Source organism: Streptomyces atratus (assembly GCF_014648655.1).
Lineage (GTDB): Bacteria > Actinomycetota > Actinomycetes > Streptomycetales > Streptomycetaceae > Streptomyces > Streptomyces atratus.
Window position 1 is genome coordinate 12,742 of the sequence record NZ_BMRN01000058.1, and the last position, 17,749, is coordinate 30,490.

The window sequence follows — 17,749 nt, forward strand, 5'->3', positions numbered from 1 at the left end:
AGCAGGTGTTCCTACGGCGTGAGGGCCTAGGCGAGATGGCAGGCGACCTCGTGGGCCGGGTCTGTCGCGTCCGACGGGAATCGCAGATGTGGATCGGCCGTCGTGCACTGCGCTTCGGCGACGGGACAGCGGGTGCGAAACCGGCAGCCGGACGGCACGTTGGCCGGGTCGGGGGCCTCGCCGGTCAGAATCTGTGGCGTCCCGGCCTTGCGGGGGTCCCGGTCGGGAACCACCGACAGCAGGGCCCGGGTGTAAGGGTGGCGCGGGGCGCGGACCACCGTCTGCGCCGGCCCCTGCTCGACGATGCGGCCCAGGTACATGACCGCGATGCGGTCCGCGAAGTGGGCTGCGGTGGAGAGGTCGTGAGTGATCATCAGGATTCCCATCCCGGGGTCGCGGCGCAGCGCGTCGAGGAGGGCGAGCACTCCGGCACGGACCGAGACGTCGAGCATGGACACTGGTTCGTCGGCGAGCAGCAGATCAGGGCCGAGGACCAGTGCCGCGGCGATCGCCACCCGCTGACGCTGCCCGCCGGACAGCTCGTGCGGGTAGCGGTCGAGGAAGGCCCCCGCCGGCGCGAGGCCAGCCCGTTCCAGGGCCTCGGCGGCGAGCCTGGCCCGGTCGCTCCGCGAACCGCCGATGCCGTGGATGAGCATCGGTTCCACCAGCGTCTGACTGACCCGGAACCGTGGATCCAGTGATTCGTAGGGATCCTGGTAGATCATCTGCATCCGTCTGCGCAGGGGGCGCAGCCTCCGTTCGGACAGGCCGACGATCTCGGCTCCGTCCAGCTGGATCGAGCCGGAGGACGGCGTGACCATGCCGCTGATCGTCTGGACAGTCGTGGTCTTCCCGCAGCCGGACTCGCCGACCAGGGCGACCATCTCGCCGCGGGCCAGGCTGAGGCTGACTCCGTCGACTGCATGCACCCAGCGCCTTGTTTGGCGTGCCAGTACTTGGGTCAGTCCGCGACGCACCGGGTAGCGTGCCGCCAGTCCCTCCACTTCCAGCAGTGATTCCGCCGCTGATGGCGCCGCGTGCGGCGTGCTCATTTCGCCCCCTGGAGTTCGTTGCGGTGACAAGCGGCACGGTGGTCCGGGCCGGTGATACTCAGCGTTGGGTGCTCGCCGTCGCACCGCTCCATTGGCACGTCGCACCGTGGCCGGAACGGGCAGCCGGCGATGACGGAGTCCAGCCGAGGTGGCCCCCCGGGGATCGTGGTGATCCGCTCCTCCCCGTAGAGGTCGGGTGTGGCGGCGAACAGCAGCCGGGTGTAGGGATGGCTGGCGGCATGGTAGAGATCGGCGACCGGCCCGTCCTCCACGATCTCGCCGCCATACATGACGGCGGCCCGCTCACAGGTCTGAGCGACCACCGGCAGATCGTGCGTCACCAGAATCAGCGCGAGGCCCAGCTCGTCGGAAAGACGGGTCAGCAGTTCCAGGACCTGCGCCTGGACCATCACGTCCAGCGCGGTGGTCGGCTCGTCGGCGAGCAGGATCTTCGGCTCACAGGCGAGGGCCATCGCGATCGCCGCACGTTGGCGCATGCCGCCGGAGAACTCGTGCGGATAGCGTTTCCCGGCCGCGGCGGGGATTCCGACCAGCTCCAGTAGTTCACTGGCGCGGCTGCGGGCCTCTGCCCGGTCCGCGACGCCGTGGTAGACCATCGGTTCGGCGATTTGCCAGGCGACGGTCTTCATCGGGTTGAAGGCGTTCATCGCGCCCTGGAACACCATGGCGATGTCCCGCCAGCGGAACGGGCGGACCGATTCCTCGCCGCCGCACAGAATGTCGGTGCCGTTGATACGGACCTCGCCCGCCACCGAGGCGGTCGGCGGCAACAGCCCCATCAGCGCCAGGATCGTCGTGGTCTTGCCGCACCCGGACTCACCCACGAGGCCGAACCGTTGCCCCGCATCCAGGCCGAAGCTCGCCCCGTTGACCGCGTGCACCTGGCCGCCGTGCGTCTGGTCGAACCAGACATGCAGGTCCCTGCACTCCAGAAGGCTCATATCGCGTCCTCGCCTCTTCCGATCAGCGGGCGCAACCGCCAGCGGCGTACTGAGAGATGGGCAACCTTCAACCGGGGGTTGAGGGTGTCTTCGATGGCCTGACCGAGCAGGAAGCAGCCGACGATCACCGCGGCGATCACGAATCCGTCCGGGACGATCGCCCACCAGGCGCCGGAGCTGATCGCGGTACGCTGGAACGCGTTGTTCAGGATGGTCCCCCAGGTCGTCACGCCGGGGTCCTCCAGGCCCAGGAACGCCAGTGCTGTCTCCAGGTAGATCGCCACGGCCACGGTCAGCACGGTGTTGGCGACCAGGAGCGGTCCGACCTGCGGCAGGATGTGCCGTCCGATGATGCGGGCGTTGCCGGCGCCCAGTCCGCGCGTGCGTTTGATGTAGACACGCTCGCGAATCGACATGGCCTCGGCTCGGATGATCCGAGCCGTGGAGGTCCACTCGAGGATGCCGATCACCATGATCACGTGGAGCAGACTCGCCCCCCACACTTCGGCGATCACCATGGCGAGCACCAGGTCGGGAATGACCAGCAGGTAGTCCGTGATCCGCATCAGCGAGGTATCGACCCAGCCGCCGAAGTACCCGGACAGGATCCCGAATCCGCCACCGATCACCATGGAGATCAGGGTGGCGGCGAAGCCGACCAGCAGCGAGACACGCCCGCCCTGTATGAGTTCCGACAACATGTCGATGCCACCGTCGTCACAACCGAGCCAGTGCTGCGCCGACGGCGGGGCGTAGACCGCGCAGGTCTGTGCTGTCGCGCTGTACGGCGATATGTAGGGCCCGATCACGGACAGAACGACAAAGAACACGATGACGGCAAGGCCCGCGACCGCGGCCTTGTGCTCACGCAACGCGGTGCGAAGGAAACCGCTCCGGTGTGGACCGACGACCTCCGCGCTGGGTGACGCTTTGCTGATCTGCACACTCATCGCTGGATCCTTGGGTCGAGTCGGGCGTAGACCAGGTCGGCGAGGAAGTTCAGCAGGATCACCGCGACGGTCAGGATCAGGAATCCGCCTTGCAGCATGGGGTAGTCCCGCTGGCTGACTGCGGTGTACATGGCCAGGCCGATACCGGGCCAGCTGAAGAGCACCTCGATCAGCACGGCGCCGCCGACTATGTATCCGAGGTCCAGAGCGATCAGCGTGACCATCGGCAGCATCGCGTTGCGCACCGCATGCCTCCAGACGATGCGCCGGGCCGGCAGACCCTTGGCCCGCGCGGTCAGGACGTAGTCCTCTCCGAGGATCTCCAGCATCGACGAGCGCACGACCAGCGTGTAGCCGCCGTAGGCGGTCAGCATCAGTGTGCCGACCGGCAGGATCGCGTGTGTACCGATGTCACCCAGGTGTTGCCAGAACGGCGCGGGCTCGAAGAGGAACTCGTTCATCATCCCGCCCGACGGGAGGACCCCGGCGAACAGGATCAGGAGCACCAGACCGAGCCACTGGCTGGGCAGCGCGTACGCGAAGATCGCCAGGTTCGTGCTCAGGTGATCGGCTACTGACGCGCGCCGCCAGGCAGAAATGACTCCCGAGAAGACGCCCGCGACGATCGCGGCGACGGTACCGGCCAGCACCATCGGCACCGTGTTCATCAGGTCCGCGATCAGCAACTCGCGCACCGGCTGCCGATGGGCGAACGAAATACCCATGTCCCCGTGGCAGAGGTTGCGCAAATAGATCAGGTACTGCTCCCATTTCGACTTGTCCAGCCCGAACTCCGCGGTCAGCGCGTGCTTGAGCTGGGGGCTGGCGTGCGGCACCCGGGCCATGTTCGTCACCGCGTCACCCGGCAGCACGCGAAAGAGGAAGAAGTTGGTCGTAACCGCTACAAAGATCGTGGTCAGCGCGAACGCCGCTCGCTTCAACAGATGTTCCGTGCGGTTCACGGGCCTCCCCCTTCAGCCGGGGAGTGGGCGGGCCGACTCCGCGTTTCGTGGCTCATCGCTCACCCGACCCGGTGGACGGTCTGGAACGGGATCTTCGAGGTTGCCGAGAACGAACCGCCCTCGATCATTGGCAGGTCGGTCCAGGATGGGGAGTGCGCCTCGATCGAATCCGGATAGTCCAGCACCAGGTACAAATGCTCCCGGGCGGCGGCCTGTTGCATCTGATAGACGATCCGCTGCCGGACTGCCGGGTTCATCGCCGTGGCCTGCTTCGCGTACAACCCGTCCCAGGACTTGGTGCAGTACCCGGTGTCGTTGAGGCTGTACCGGGACCGGCAGGTCAGATAGGAGAGCATCCCGTCCGGGTCGGTCGTGAGCGAGAAGCCCCACATCGCGGCCTCGAAACTCTGGTACTTCTTGGCGAAGAGAGCCTCGTTGGCAGCCGAGACGTCCATGTGCTTCGGGACGAGCTGGACGCCGATCTTCTTGAAGCCGGCCTGAATGATCTGGAACGAGCGGGCCCCGTACCCGTTAGTGATGCTGGCGGGCATGATCACGGTGTACGACATCGGGTGGCCGTTCGCGATCCGGATCTTGTTGGGCCCCATGCGGTAACCGGCTTCGTCCAGGAAACGGTTCGCCGCGGCCGGGTCGTACGGGGTCGGCTTGATCGTCGGGTCACTCCAGTGCCCGGTCGACGGCGGGATGATCGACGCCCCGGGCCGGCCGAAGCCGAGCAGTGCCGTCTTGACGATCGCGTTCCTGTCGATCGCTCGGTCGAATGCCTCTCTGACCAGCGGGTTGACCAGCTCACGATGGTCGGCCGCCTGCTTCGGGTTCGCGTTGACGATGAGGTCGTCGAACGCCGCTCCGGCAGCTGACGCCACGATGAGGCCCGCCGCTTTCAGCGTGGCCACCGAAGTCGGCGCCACCGACTGCACCCCGTCGAGCCGGCCGCTTTTCAGTGCGGTGATCATCGCGTCGTCGGTGTCGAAGAATTGCAGGCCGAGTCCGTCGATGTGCGGCGCGGGGCCGTAGTACCGCGGGTTGCGCTTCAGCAGTGCGATGCGGCCCTGGGCGTACTTGACCAGGGTGAACGGGCCGCCGGAAACGACCGGTGCCGGATTGGTGAAGGTGAGCAGGCCCTTGCCGTTGCCGACCGCGTATCGCGCCCATATGTGCTCGGGCAGGATTTGTATGCCCGACATCTGGGCGAGGACGTTGGCGACCGGCCGGGAGTACTTCAGCACCAGGGTGTTGGGATCGGGCGCGGTGGCGCTCTCCATATAGGCGACGTAGCCGGCCAGGCTGCCCGTGGGCCCTTCCTGGTGCTTGATGACCGTTTCGAAGGTCCAGGCCGCGTCCGCGGCTGTCAGTGGTTCGCCGTCGGACCATTTCGCGCCGGGCTTGGTGTGGAACGTCCAGGTCTTTCCGTCCGGCGACATCTGCCAGCTGCCGGCGAAGTCCGGCACGGTCTTCAGCGCGGGGTCGACCTGTACCAGGGACGGATAGATGTTCTCGAAGACCGAGTACGACGACGAGTTCACGGCCACGAACGGGTTCATCGAGTCGATCGGCTCGGTGCCGCCGAGCCGGAAGACGTTCCGGGTGGCGGCACTGTCGCAGGCGGCACTGAAGCACAGAGCCATCACGACGGCGACGGCAACGCCACTTCGCCGCAAGCGGCTCGGTCCACGTGACCGGGCAGGGCAAGGAGCGAAGGTGCGTCTGAGTCTCATGGGGACATCACCTCGGGTACGGGTGGGAGTGGAGATCCTGTGGCCCTGCGGGGAGGGGGAACGCGACCGCTGCGGTGATCGGTGCTCGGCGATCCGGTGACGCTCGTCGCGCCGGAGGGGTCGTCCGGTTCCGTCCTCAGGGGGTGAACGACCGGTAGAGAGCGCACCCGGAGTGTGTAGCGCGGGTCGCGGTGCCGCCGATCACGGTGTCGAACCGCAGACGCTCTGGTGACCGTTCGTCCGCGCCGATCCGGAAGCTGCCGTCCGGCAGTTGGGTGAGCACCTGCTCGTCACCGTCGCCCAGCCAGGCCCACAGCCTGCCGTCGCGCGCGATGACGCGCAGGCCGGGCAGCCAGGGGTTGTGACAGCGGTAGTGGCCGACGAACGGCGCCCACGCCGGAGGCGGGGGGTCGGCGCGGGGAGGCTCCTCGTCGTGCGGCAGAACGGTGAGTTCGGGGACCGGCGCTCCCGCAGCTTCGGCGCGTGCGGCGGCGAGAGCGTGCAGGGCTGCTTCCTGCCAGGGCCCGGGCCCGTTGGCAAGGACGACGGATCCGATCCCCGAGTCGAGGTCGCAGGCGACTGCTGAGTAGTAGCCGATCATGCCGCCGGAATGCCAGACATGATGGCGCCCGTCGATCTCGCCCGTCCTGATGCCCAGGCCGTAGGAGGAGCCGGAGTGGTCGTCGTCGATGGCGATTGCGGGGAGGAACATCTCATCTCGGTCGTGGTCCGACAGCAGGCGGCCGGTGCCCGTCCCGAGCAGCAGTCTCAGCCACGCCGTCATGTCCAGCGCGGTGGCGGCGATGCTGCCGTCCGCCGTGGCGGTTTCGAGCCAGGTCGCGGGTATCAGACCGTCGGTTGCGATCTGGGCACTGCCGCCGGAGCACGGTTCGTACCCCACCGCCAGCCGGGGCCGCACCCCGTCGGTGATCGCGGGTACCGCAGACGTCATGCCCAGCGGAGCCAGCAGGCGCTCTCGCAGAATCTGGTGGTAGGGCCGCTCGTGGACGGCTTCCAGGACAAGGCCCAGCGCCTTGTAGCCGACGTTGGAGTAGTGAAACCAGGTCCCCGGTGGAGACGTCGCCTCAGTTTCACGCAGCGACCAGACCTCGAACGCCGCTTCCCCCGAGAAGTCCGAGCCCTCGATGATCCCCGCGGTGTGCGTCATCAGGTGCCGTACAGTGACGGGTGCGAAGCGCGAGCGCACCCGGAACCACGGCAGGTACCGGGCCACCGGCTGATCGAGGTCGATCAGCCCCGCGTCCTGGGCTTGCAGCAGCAGCGCGCAGGTGAATCCTTTCGAGACCGAGCCGATCTCGAAGAGCGTGTCGGCGGTGACCGGCCGCCCGGCGGCGACGTCGGCGAGCCCGTGCACGCTCGACGACATGACGCCGGTGCGGTTGGTCACGGCCATCGACAGCCCGGCGGCAAACGGCGCTTCGCGCAATGCACGCTCGGCGCTCTCGACGGCCTTGAGGGGCGATGGTGCCGGTGGATGGGACATGGAGTTCATAGCGAGATCACCCTGTTCAGCGAGTACGGATCGGGTCCGGTGGCCTTGCAGCTGTGTGTTGCGGTGTATGCGGCGCTGATGTCTGGAAGCAGCACCGGCCGCGGGGCGCGGCAGGTGCAGTCGCTGCCACGGGGAAAGTCTGGACCGGTGGGTATGCGTCTTCGTTGGACGCGATTTCAGAAATTCCTTCGAAGCCTTGTGGAATCGGCCAAACGGCGCGCTGTCCGTGTCAGATGGAGGTGCTCGCCGACGGCGGTGTGGGCAGCAGGTAGCCGGATCCCCCAGCGGCCCGGCCCGGCAATTTTCGGGGCCGGACGCAGTTGGCCAAGTAGGTTTTCGTTAGGTCTGGACGCGCCTCCGAGAATCCTGTTACACGGCAGGTTCAGCCGAGCACGTCGTACCTGATGGCCTTCCATGCGGTGAACAGCGTCATCGCCTTCTCAGCTGCGGTACGTGTGGGGCCTGTCCGGCGGATGTTGTCCAGAGGCGCCTTGAGTTGTGGGGTCAGTGACCGTTCCTGAGGGCTCCGCGCCTTGGGCCGCTGCCCGCCGGGCGCGGTGCGCGCGGACCCGTCCGCGGCTGGCGCACGACGGCGCTCGCGAGCGCGGCAGCCGGCCACTCGGCCTACGTGCCGAGCCCAACCACAGTTGACGGCCCGCCGCGACAGCTCATGCCCCGATGTGACGCCCTGCGATGTCGGCGGCGATGCCGTCCAGGACGCCGGCAAGGCCCGAGGCAAAGAGGGCGTCGAGGTCCCAGGGGTTGGCGCCCGCCTGAGGCGACCCCCGTGGTGTGGACACCTGACAATGGATCTTCTTGGTCCTGGAAGGTGTAGATCAACGTGGTACGGCCCTCGAAGTACAGTCCGGAGTTCCGGTCCGATGCGATCGCGTTGTGGCGGGCTTCGGCGGGCAGACGGACGTTCAAGGACGTCGCGGCCGATCTGAACGTCAACCCCGAGACTCTGCGCACGGGTGCGCGACGCGGACGGTCGTCCGGCAGGCGGCGGCGCGTCGCAGGGCCCGGAGGACGAGTTGGCCCGGCTGCGTGCGGAGAACGCACGTCTGGTCAAGGCGGAGAAGGAATGGCATCTGGAGCGGGAGATCCTGCGCCGGGCAGCGGCGTATTTCGCCCGGGAGATGAAGTGAAGACCGCCGCTTGGGACTTCGTCTCCGCCCACGCCGAGAACTTCGGCATCAAGCGGATATGCCGGGTACTGGAAGTGTCCCGCTCCGGCTACTACCGGGTGGATCGCCGGCGCCGATGCGCGGGCCGCCCGTCAGGCCGACGAGGATGCCCTGGTGGAAGAGATCCGCGAGATCCACACCGAACACCGCGGGAACTACGGCGCTTCGCGGGTGCATGCCGAACTGCGCGGCTTCGGACACACGGTCAACCGCAAGCGGGGAGCCCGGCTGATGCGCAAGCACCACATCGTCGGCCGCCACCTGCGAAGGAAGAAGCGGACCACGATCCCGGATCATCTCGCGCCGCCGGCAGCGGACCTGGTCCAGCGGGAGTTCACCGCCGGTGCTCTGGACGAGAAGTGGTGCGGTGACATCACATACGTGCAGGTCGGAGCCTCATGGCTCTACCTCGCCTGCGTAGTGGACATGTACTCACGCCGGGTACTCGGCTGGTCCATGGCCAGCCACATGCGCGCCGAGCTGGTCACCGACGCCCTCCGGGCCGCGGTCGCCACCCGGGGCGGGGACGTGACCGGGGTGATCTTCCATTCGGACCGCGGATCGCAACCCGAGCTCAAGTGGTCGTCGCAACACCGGCTTCTTGGATCAAGCATCACCTCCTTCGCCAGGGTGTGGATCACCTGAGCGGTGATCTTCTCCCCCGGGACGGCGGTGTGCTGGCGCTCGTCCGCTTCCAAGGCGGCTGTGGCGAGGGCCTCGGCGCTGCGGACTTTGCGGTTCCTGAGCCACGTCTCCAGTCGGCTGCGGCCGGTGCGGCGCAGGGCGGCCGGGGTCTGGTAGCCGGTCAGCAGGATCAGCGGGCCGACATTGCCGAGATCCATTGCGCGCTCCAACGCAGGGAAAATGCTGGCGAGTTGACTGCACGGGCGATTGATGCGACGGGTGCGATCCGCGTTGAGGTCAGAGCGGCGGTCCGTAAGGATCCGAAGCTCGATGGCCTGCTCGTCGTCCGGCCGCAAGATCGTCAGGTCTCGTCGCATCCGGGCCTGGTCGGCGATGACGGTGGCATCCTTGGCGTCGGTTTTGCCCATGCCCCGGTAGCCGGCCGAGGCCCGGTTGACCGCGAGGCCAGGGATGTAGAGCAGCTGCTGGCCGTGGTTGAGCAGCACGTTGATCAGCAAGGTGGCCATGCCGTCGGCGACGTCCACCGCCCATACGGCGTCCTCGTCGATGGCCAGCACGTCGGCGAGCAGGTCCTGCAGTTCCGGCTCGTCGTTCAGCACCTGGCGCGACAGCAGCCGCTTGCCGTCAGGGTCCAGGACCACCCAGGGTGATGGGAATCATCGAGGGCAACCGCCTGAAAGCGATACCCGGTGTCTCTGGGCCTCTGGACCTTACGACGCCCCGTTCAACCCACCAACAACGTAGGACCACCTGAACCCGGCCCAGGGTCCACCGCTGGTCTTCGAAGCCATGGGCGGCCGGGCCCTTGCCCAGTTCCTCCTCCAGCACTGCAAATTGGGCATCCGAGATCCTCGGCACCTTCGCCGGCTCAGCGGAACGCAGGGCCTCCGGACCACCCTCCCGCCAAGCCCGACGCCAGCGTTCCACCGAACGCTCGCTCACCCGCAGCTCTTTCGCGATCACCGCGGTCTTCTCACCCGCCGCGAACCGCCTACCGGCCTCCAGCCGCACCTGTTCACGAAACGCCCGCCGCTCAGCAGTCAGGCCCCACCCTCCGGATACCGCATCTCTCCGGCATACCGCAGGGATCACCAATGGTCACCACCCGACGACAATGCGAAAACCTCAGTATCCGCAGGCCATATACGGGAAAGGGCGTCCGAAGCCGCCTTCTGTCGCCTCGGACGCTCCTCATTCCGAGCCAGGGACCTACCGCCGCAGGCCCAGGCCGCAGCGCGTCAGCCTCGGACTTCGCCGGGATCGATCACGGCCGATCAGGAGCCCTCTGGAACGAGCGGTGCGTTGCCTGCGGCATCGCACCGGCTTCAGGGGGTGACCGGATAGTGGCTGCTGATAGCGACCCGATTCCAGGCGTTCATGACGATTGCGAGCCAACTGACTGCGGAGACCTGCTCGTCGGTGAGGGAACCGTCGTCCCAAGTGCGCCGCTCCGGGACGGTCAGTTCGGTGACCTGCTCGGCCAGGGCGAGGGCCGCGCGTTCCTGGGCGGTGAAGTACTGCGACTCCCACCAGGCAGCCAGGACAGCGAGGCGGTCGGTGCTCTCGCCCTTGGCGAGGGCGTCGCGGGTGTGCATGCGCAAGCAGAAGGCGCAGCCGTTGAGCTGCGAGACCCGGACTCTCACCAGCTCGGCAAGCAGTGGATCGAGCCCCGCCTCCCTCGCGGCGGTGTCGGCCTGAGCGTCGAGCGCCCCCAGGTTCTTGTAGGTGGCAGGGTGCTGCTTGCCGAGGTTCACAGTGCTCATGGTCTTCCTTTGCGGAGGTGCGTTCGTTCAAGCGGCGGTGGGCCCGGTCGTCATCCGGCCGGTGGGCCCGCCACCAGGTCTGACGAGACAGCCGGGCAGAATGTGAGGTGTCGGGATCGCGCGGGCGCCCGGAATCCTTTTCCTCGGAGAATCGGCGGGCCGTGCTCAAATGGAGGCGTGATGGGAACAGAGCCGACCGGTCCGCGCGGTGACGAGGCGCACACCGAGCGGCGCCGCCTCGTGGGGCTGGCCTACCGCATGCTCGGCACGGTCGGCGAGGCCGAGGATGCGGTGCAGGAGTCGTATCTGCGCTGGTATCGCCTCAGTGACGTAGAGCGGGCCGCCGTCACCAACCCCGCGGGGTGGCTGACCCGCGTAACTAGTCGTGTCTGCCTCGATGTCCTGGGCAGTGCGCGCGTGCGCCGTGAGCAGTACGTCGGCCCCTGGCTACCCGAACCCGTGCCGGAGGGAACCTTCCCCGGCATCGCGGGCTCGACTCTGGGGCAGCATGCCCCCGGGGACCCGCTCGATCGAGTGGTGGTGGACGAGTCGGTCAGTACGGCGCTGCTGGTCGTCCTGGAATCGATGACCCCCGCCGAACGGGTGGCGCTCGTCCTCCACGACGTCTTCGCGATGCCGTACGCCGAGATCGCCGAGGTCGTGGGACGCTCCACCGATGCGACCCGGCAGCTGGCGAGCTCGGCTCGTAGGCGGGTACGCACACAGCGCAGGCGCCCCGTCGACCAGGCCGCCCACACGCGGGTCGTCACCGCTTTCACGGAGGCGTGCCAAATGGGAAACCTTGAAGCACTGGTGGCGTCGCTCGATCCCACCGTGACGCTGCGCTCCGACGGCGGCGGCGTGGTGCGGGCCGCGCTCAACCCCATCACCGGCGCCTCGAAGGTGGCGCGCTTCCTGCTGGGTGTGCTGGCCAAGCAGCCTGACGTACGCCCCGTCCCCCGGCTGACCGAGGACGGTCCCGGAATCGCCTTGGTGCGGGACGGAGCGGTCACTGGGGTGGTCAACCTGCTGGTAGACGGCGACCGGATCACACGCGTGTGGATCCAGTGGAATCCCGCGAAACTGACACGCTGGCCAGGCCTGCGCACCTCCCATCCCTGAAGCTGCCACGGTCCGGGGCCCACCCGGTTCGGCGGCTTTGGGGGCGGGTTCCCGCCGGCCGGGAGAGCAGGGCGTCCGTGCGCTCTGCGGCCGGCTATCCGCCGTCCGTGACCCGGATGATGGTCTTGCCGGGGGCCGGCCGGGGGTGAACGCGGCGGGTGCTTCGGACAGCGGCCTCACCTCGCCGACGAGCGATACGGGCCGCGCGTGCCGAAGCGCGTGAGCGTGTCTGGAACGTGGCCAAGAACGCGGCGCCGGATGCCGACGGCTCTGTGGTCGTGGACCTGGACGGGGTGCTCGTGCTGGCCCACTCCGAGAAGCAGGACGCCACCGCGACCTGGAAGAAGACCTTCGGACACCATCCTCTGATGGCCTTCGTCGACCCCGGAAGCGGCGGGAGCGGGGAGCCGGTCGTCGGCCTACTCAGGCCAGGCAACGCGGGCAGCAACACTGCCGCCGACCACATCACCACGGCCCAACTCGCCCTGGCCTAACTGCCGAAGAAATACCGGCTCGGACGCCAGACGCTGATTCGCACCGACTCCGAGGCGGAACCCACGAGTTCGTCGCCTGGCTCGCGAAGCGGGGCCGGTGGCTGTCGTACTCGGTCGGCATGACCATCACCGACGCCCTCCACCCGGCCGTCCTCAAGGTCCCGCCCGCCTCGTGGACGGCGGCCGTCGAGCCGGATGGTGAGATCCGCGACGGCGCCTGGGTCGCCGAACTTGCCGGCGATTTCCTCCAGGGCTGGCCGGAAGGGATGCGGCTGATCGTCCCCAAGGACCGGCCGCACCCCGGCGCGCAGTTGCGGTTCACCGACGCCGACGGCCTGCGGCTCACCGCGTTCGCCACCAACACCACCGGCATCCCGATCGCCGCACTCGAACTACGGCACCGCCAGCGGGCACGGGCCGAGGACCGCATCCGGGCCGCCCGCGCGACCGGCCTGCGCAACCTGCCCCTGCACGACACCGCGCAGAACCGGATCTGGCTGGAGATCGTCCAGATCGCCTCGACCTGCTGGCCTGGATACCCATGCTCGCTCTGACCAGCGAAACCCGCAGGTGGGAGCCCCGTCGCCTCCGACTCCGCCTCCTCTCCGCCACCGCCCAGATCGTCACGACCTCCCGCCGCCGGCACCTGAGATTCGCACGCCACTGGCCCTGGAACGACGTGATCACCAACGCCCTGGCACGACTCGAAGCTCTCCCCAACCCAGGCTGACCAGCACGATCCCTTCCCTACGATCAGCACCACCCCGACCGGAGCCGTGGAACCCGGCGCCCACCCGACGCGACAGCCGGGCCACCAGCATGGCCGCCACCAGCCCGAACAACCGAAACGGCCCGCGGAAGAAACCGGCGGACCGTCACGAAAGATCGAGATTACGACGGTGTCCTATGTGGTGAGTTTTTGAGTAGTCGTTTGTAGCAGCAGAGGGTGGCGGCGAGTCCGAGGAATGCCAGGTAGTTGCGGGGGTGGCGTTCGTAGCGGTGATTGAGTCTGCGGTTCAGTCCGACGAGGTCTTCACAGATTTGTTCGCCTCACGCAGCCGACCCGCCTGGTCTCCCGCCGGGCTGGCGCTGGTGTCGGTGTTCCAGTTCGTGGAAGGGCTGGCCGACCGCCAGGCTGCGGAGGCGGTGCGGGCACGCATCGATTTCTTGTACGCGCTAGGGCCAATACCGGTTCTTTAGGGCTTAATTCGTGGGGTTGGGGATGTTTTGGTGGGTTCGACAAGGGTGACGGCGGGGATGGCCGGGCGAGGTGGGTTGTTGTGTTCGGTGCGTTTGAGTGCCCAGTTGGACATTTTGCGTTTGATCACTCGCGGGTTGGACCGTAACCGCCTAGGTTCCAGGAGGCGTTCGGTGATTTCACGCAGGGTCTGCTTCAGTGCCCGGGTGAGCCGGGAGGGGGGAAAATCCCGCCTGGCCGGTGGTCTGCCGGCGGACGACGCGCAAGGTGCGGGTGAAGGACATCCGGTCCGGATCCTCCCTCTCCTGCCGGGCGGCCTGGTGCATGAGGTCGCGCAGGGCGTGGTGTACCAGGAGGAACCCGAAGATCTCCTGCTCGGCCCCGACCGGATACTGGGAGCGCAGGACGAATCCGGGTCCGCCCAGGTGGATCTTGATCTCGTCGAAGGTCGTCTCGATCTCCCAGCGCTCGGCGTAGAGCGCAGCGAGCTCCAAGGCCGGTGCGGTGGCCGGGTCCAGGAGCGTGGTGACCAGCCGGTAAACGGCGCCCTCCCCACCTGGGCCCAAGGCGTATTCGATGACGCGAACCTGTGCCGGGTCGGCCCGCCGGTTCTTGTCCCGGGCGGCAACGATCTCCGACAGATACGAGCCATCGGGCAGCGCGGCCACCACGGGCAGGACCGCGTTGCTCCGGACCCGCCACAACAGGTCCGCGCCGGTCGACGCGGCGGCCTGCCACAGATCGAAGCCGAGGAAGCCCCGATCCGCCAGGAGCAGCATTCCTATGGTCAGCGAGGGGAACAGGCGGCGGGCCAGGGCCGTCTCGTGCACCGCCAGTGGCGCGACGTCGGCGGCGAACACGGCGTGGGTGCCGCACTCGACCAGGGCCACGGCCCTGGCCTGCGGATACGCGCTCCTGCCCTGGCCACGCCCCGTTCCCGGCCGTCCGAAGAAGGCGGCGTTGGCCTGCGTATCGGGAAGGTCGAAGGTCGTGCCGTCCACCGACACCAACCGCAGACCCCGAAACCACGCTCCCGTCGTCGCCGGGAGCGCCACGGGCCGACAGACCCTGGCGAACAACGCCTTCATCGGTTCCGCCCCCAGCCGCAACCGGGCCCGTCCGATCGCCCCGCTGGTGGGCACCCGCCACGTCTTCGACCAGCGGCGTTCGCGTTCCAGGCCCTGGGTGAGGAGCCGTCCGACCTCCTCATACCCCTGCCCCGAGAACAGGCACATCGCCAGCACGAAATACATCACCACCCGAGCGGGAAGCAGACGCTGACGTTCCTCGGTGCGTCCGCACTCCGCCACCACCTCATCCACCAGCTCCGGCGGAAACGCACGCGTGAGCACTCCAAGGGCGATGCGATCCGAAAACCGATCGCCCTCAACTACCTTCAACTGTCCGGGCCTTGGCACACCAACTCAACGAGCCAGCATTACCAAAGTCACCGGTATTGGCGCTAGGGCTTCAACTCGAAGATCCCGGATTCGATTTCTCGGTGCTCTCGGAGTTCAGGGACCGGCTGGCCGGTTCGGACGGCGGGTGGCGGGTGCTGGACGGCGTGTTGGCCGCTGCCCGTGAACAAAGATCTACTCAAGAGCGCGGGCCGAGGCCGCACGAACTCTTCCCATGTACTGTCGTCGGCGCATGATATGCGCTGGCTTGAGCTGGTGGCGGAGACGATGCTGGCAGCGCTGAACGCCCTTGCCCAGGCCGCTCCCGAGTGGCTGCCCCAGGGCGCGGAGCCGGACTGGTTCCGGCATTACGCGCCCCGGGCGGAGGAATCCCGCCTCCCCCGGGCCCGCGCGAAGCGCGACGAGGTCGGGGAACGGATCGACCGGGAGGGGATGCGGTTGTTCCAGGCGGTCCGCGCAACCGACGCGCGCTGACCTGTTGGTGCTGGAGGAGGTGGAGGTCCTGCGACAGATATGGGTCCAGCACTTCCACCTGGTGGACGGCGCGGTGACGCGCAGGGAGCCAAAAGACCGGCCGCCGGGCGCAACGCGCCCGGTCACCCCTTTTGACCCCGACGCCCGCGTCCGGGTCAAAGGGGACGCTGCATGGGACGGATACAAAGTCCCCTCACCGAGAGGCGAAGACGCCCCGAACCTGGTCATGCCCACTTCCTTGCCATCGATGACCGAGCAGCTCTTGTGGATGCGGACGCGCGGGCGTCGGCCTTCACGGGCGTCGTCGCAGCAGATGATGACACCTCGGACCGTTCTGAACCAGCACAACGTGGCCGGTGACCGGGCCGGTCCGAACCGGAACGGACCGGCATGGACCAGCACGGACGGACCGGCCTGGACCGGCCCGGAGCCTCCTGCCGACCGGCAGTACGCGGCGGCGCGCGTGCCGTCAGGGCATCTGCGGGAGCGCCCGGCAGAGTGCGTCCAGCGCGCCCGCCCAGGCGCTGTCGGTCGGCGTCCCGTAGCCGATGACCAAGGCGTCACGGCCCGGTGCCGCGTCCGGGTGACGGAATCGCGAGAACCCCTCCAGCGCCAGTCCCTGCCACGCCGCCGCGCGCAGCGCCGACGCTTCGCCTCCCTCAGGGAGTTCGAGCACGGCGTGCAGGCCGGCGGCTATGCCGATGACCCGGACCTTGGGGGCCCGTTCCGCGAGGTCCGCGACAAGTTGGTCGCGTCGGCGCCGGTAGCGTAGCCGCATCGAGCGCACATGGCGGTCGTACGCACCCGACTCTATGAACTCCGCAAGCGTCAGCTGCTCCAGTGCACTCGACGAGCAGTCGCTGATGCCCTTCGTCTCGACCACCTCCGTCACCAGGTTCTCCGGCAGTACCATCCACCCCAGCCGCAGCCCGGGTGCCAGGGACTTGCTCGTCGTGCCCAGGTGTACGACGTGTTCCGGGTCGAGCCCTTGCAGGGCGCCGACCGGTTGCCTGTCGTAACGGAAGTCGCCGTCGTAGTCGTCCTCCAGGATCAGCCCGCCCGTGCGACGCGCCCAGTCGACCGCCGCGGCCCGCCGGTCGGGGTGGAGCGGTACACCCGTCGGGAACTGGTGGGCCGGTGTCAGCAGCACGGCCCCGGTCCCAGGCATCCCGCCCAGGTCATCGGTCCTGGCCCCGGATTCGTCCATCGGGAGGTGCGGGATACGCAGACCCGCTTCCGTGAGCAGCCGCCAGTGCACGTCCAGTCCGTACGACTCGACGGCCACCTCGCGCACCCGCCGCTTGCGCAACACCGCCCCCATCAGTTTCAGGGCGTGCACGAAGCCCGCGGATATCACGATCCGTGCCGGGTCCGCGTACACGCCGCGGGCGCGGGCCAGATAGCCGGCGAGCTCGGTGCGCAGTTCCACGCGCCCGCGCGGATCCCCGTAGCCGAAGGCGTCGTTGGGGGCGGCGGTCAGGGCGCGCCGGGACGCCTTGAGCCACTCGGCGCGCGGGAAGGTGGAGAGGTCCGGCGAGCCGGGCATCAGGTTATGCGCGGGTCGCGGGCGCACCGTAGGGATCGGCGCCCGGCCCGCCGCCCCGCCCGTCGCCCGGAGCGACTCGGCCCGCGGCGGCTCGGCCCGCTGCGCCACCCGGGTGCCCGATCCCTGCCGGGCGGTGAGCCAGCCCTCGGCCACCAGCTCCGCATACGCGTCGGCGACGGTGTTCCGGGCGATGCCGAGATCGGCAGCGAGGCTCCGGGAGGACGGCAGCCGGGTGCCGGGGGACAGCCTCCCCGTGCGCACGGCCTCGCGCAAGGCATCCATGAGCCCGGCCCGCAATCCCGCCGTCCCCTTCGTCTCCAGGACGGGTCGCTCCGCTTGGAGGACGCGTGCGGTGAACGTCTGCTCGGTGACGCTGTCCACCGGACGTGGGGCGTGTGCGGTCATGCGTGGGCTCCCTGTCTCGTACGGGTGTAGGAGTGTGAGGTCTGGCGTTGCCGTGCTGTGGGCTACCGGACGGCGGCAGCTGCGTGGCGGTGCTGTTCGACGGCGCGGTCGACTTCCTCGTCCAGGAGGTCGGTGTTGATGGCGAAGGCGGCGGTGGATCCCATGCCGGCTGCGGCCACGGCCTGCGCGCGTGGGTCGATGACGTTGCCGGCAGTCCAGACGCCCGTGACGTTCGTGCGGCCGGTGCGGTCGGTGACGACCCAGCCGCCGTCGTCCTTGTCGCATCCCAGCCGGGTCAGCAGTTCGTCGTGCGGGACGA

At 68.3% G+C, this 17,749-nt stretch carries 12 protein-coding genes and 6 pseudogenes; 5 read left to right on the forward strand and 13 right to left on the reverse strand.

Features of this window, described 5'->3' with window-relative positions; translation table 11 throughout:
• Positions 1–26 precede the first annotated feature (26 nt).
• The 7 genes from IEZ15_RS38730 to IEZ15_RS46580 form a co-directional block, all read right to left on the reverse strand.
• Complete coding sequence (locus tag IEZ15_RS38730) at positions 27–1,052, reverse strand: ABC transporter ATP-binding protein (RefSeq protein ID WP_189281710.1); 1,026 nt, start codon at positions 1,050–1,052, stop codon at positions 27–29.
• A complete protein-coding gene (locus IEZ15_RS38735; RefSeq protein ID WP_189281711.1) occupies positions 1,049–2,014 on the reverse strand; it encodes an ABC transporter ATP-binding protein in 966 nt (321 codons plus the stop codon). The genes IEZ15_RS38730 and IEZ15_RS38735 overlap by 4 nt, the downstream gene beginning before the upstream one ends.
• The gene (locus IEZ15_RS38740; RefSeq protein WP_189281712.1) at positions 2,011–2,964 is read right to left on the reverse strand and encodes an ABC transporter permease; all 954 of its coding nucleotides are present in this window, start codon (positions 2,962–2,964) and stop codon (positions 2,011–2,013) included. Before IEZ15_RS38740 ends, IEZ15_RS38735 begins: the two co-directional genes overlap by 4 nt.
• Positions 2,961–3,926 carry an ABC transporter permease gene (locus tag IEZ15_RS38745; RefSeq protein WP_189281713.1) on the reverse strand — a complete coding sequence of 322 codons (966 nt, stop codon included), beginning with the start codon at positions 3,924–3,926 and terminating at the stop codon, positions 2,961–2,963. The genes IEZ15_RS38740 and IEZ15_RS38745 overlap by 4 nt, the downstream gene beginning before the upstream one ends.
• A gap of 59 nt (positions 3,927–3,985) precedes the next feature.
• Positions 3,986–5,575: an ABC transporter substrate-binding protein gene (locus IEZ15_RS38750; RefSeq protein WP_194535981.1), complete on the reverse strand. Its 1,590-nt coding sequence runs from the start codon at positions 5,573–5,575 to the stop codon at positions 3,986–3,988.
• A gap of 226 nt (positions 5,576–5,801) precedes the next feature.
• Complete coding sequence (locus IEZ15_RS38755; RefSeq protein WP_189281715.1) at positions 5,802–7,178, reverse strand: serine hydrolase domain-containing protein; 1,377 nt, start codon at positions 7,176–7,178, stop codon at positions 5,802–5,804.
• 668 nt (positions 7,179–7,846) lie between these two features.
• Positions 7,847–7,978, reverse strand: a complete 132-nt coding sequence (locus tag IEZ15_RS46580; protein ID WP_268250489.1) for a hypothetical protein — start codon at positions 7,976–7,978, stop codon at positions 7,847–7,849.
• Between the two features lie 41 nt (positions 7,979–8,019).
• On the opposite strand from IEZ15_RS46580, the pseudogene IEZ15_RS45760 reads away from it, so the two are divergent.
• Positions 8,020–8,932, forward strand: a pseudogene (locus IEZ15_RS45760) (IS3 family transposase); the annotation flags it as partial.
• A gap of 44 nt (positions 8,933–8,976) precedes the next feature.
• Here the strand turns inward: IEZ15_RS45760 and IEZ15_RS38775 are convergent.
• The 3 genes and pseudogenes from IEZ15_RS38775 to IEZ15_RS38785 form a co-directional block, all read right to left on the reverse strand.
• Positions 8,977–9,651, reverse strand: a pseudogene (locus IEZ15_RS38775) (IS110 family transposase); the annotation flags it as partial.
• A 100-nt stretch (positions 9,652–9,751) separates the two neighbouring features.
• Positions 9,752–10,077: pseudogene (locus tag IEZ15_RS38780) on the reverse strand (helix-turn-helix domain-containing protein); the annotation flags it as partial.
• 258 nt (positions 10,078–10,335) lie between these two features.
• The gene (locus tag IEZ15_RS38785; RefSeq protein WP_189281718.1) at positions 10,336–10,773 is read right to left on the reverse strand and encodes a carboxymuconolactone decarboxylase family protein; all 438 of its coding nucleotides are present in this window, start codon (positions 10,771–10,773) and stop codon (positions 10,336–10,338) included.
• Between the two features lie 180 nt (positions 10,774–10,953).
• Between IEZ15_RS38785 and sigJ the strand changes: the two genes are divergently transcribed.
• The 3 genes and pseudogenes from sigJ to IEZ15_RS38800 all read left to right on the forward strand — a co-directional run.
• Complete coding sequence (gene sigJ / locus IEZ15_RS38790; RefSeq protein ID WP_189281719.1) at positions 10,954–11,895, forward strand: RNA polymerase sigma factor SigJ; 942 nt, start codon at positions 10,954–10,956, stop codon at positions 11,893–11,895.
• Between the two features lie 188 nt (positions 11,896–12,083).
• Positions 12,084–13,119: pseudogene (locus IEZ15_RS38795) on the forward strand (IS1380 family transposase); the annotation flags it as partial.
• A gap of 293 nt (positions 13,120–13,412) precedes the next feature.
• Positions 13,413–13,571 (forward strand): annotated as a pseudogene (locus tag IEZ15_RS38800) (transposase); the annotation flags it as partial.
• A gap of 195 nt (positions 13,572–13,766) precedes the next feature.
• Here IEZ15_RS38800 and IEZ15_RS38805 read toward each other — a convergent pair.
• Positions 13,767–15,005 carry an IS4 family transposase gene (locus tag IEZ15_RS38805; RefSeq protein WP_189281720.1) on the reverse strand — a complete coding sequence of 413 codons (1,239 nt, stop codon included), beginning with the start codon at positions 15,003–15,005 and terminating at the stop codon, positions 13,767–13,769.
• A gap of 41 nt (positions 15,006–15,046) precedes the next feature.
• Here IEZ15_RS38805 and IEZ15_RS45765 point away from each other — a divergent pair.
• A pseudogene (locus IEZ15_RS45765) lies at positions 15,047–15,744 on the forward strand (transposase); the annotation flags it as partial.
• 204 nt (positions 15,745–15,948) lie between these two features.
• Here the strand turns inward: IEZ15_RS45765 and pdxR are convergent.
• Positions 15,949–17,307, reverse strand: a complete 1,359-nt coding sequence (pdxR, locus tag IEZ15_RS38815; protein WP_189281724.1) for a MocR-like pyridoxine biosynthesis transcription factor PdxR — start codon at positions 17,305–17,307, stop codon at positions 15,949–15,951.
• Between the two features lie 185 nt (positions 17,308–17,492).
• A partial coding sequence (locus tag IEZ15_RS45770; RefSeq protein ID WP_229846416.1) for an FAD-dependent oxidoreductase occupies positions 17,493–17,749 on the reverse strand: 257 nt, incomplete at its 5' end.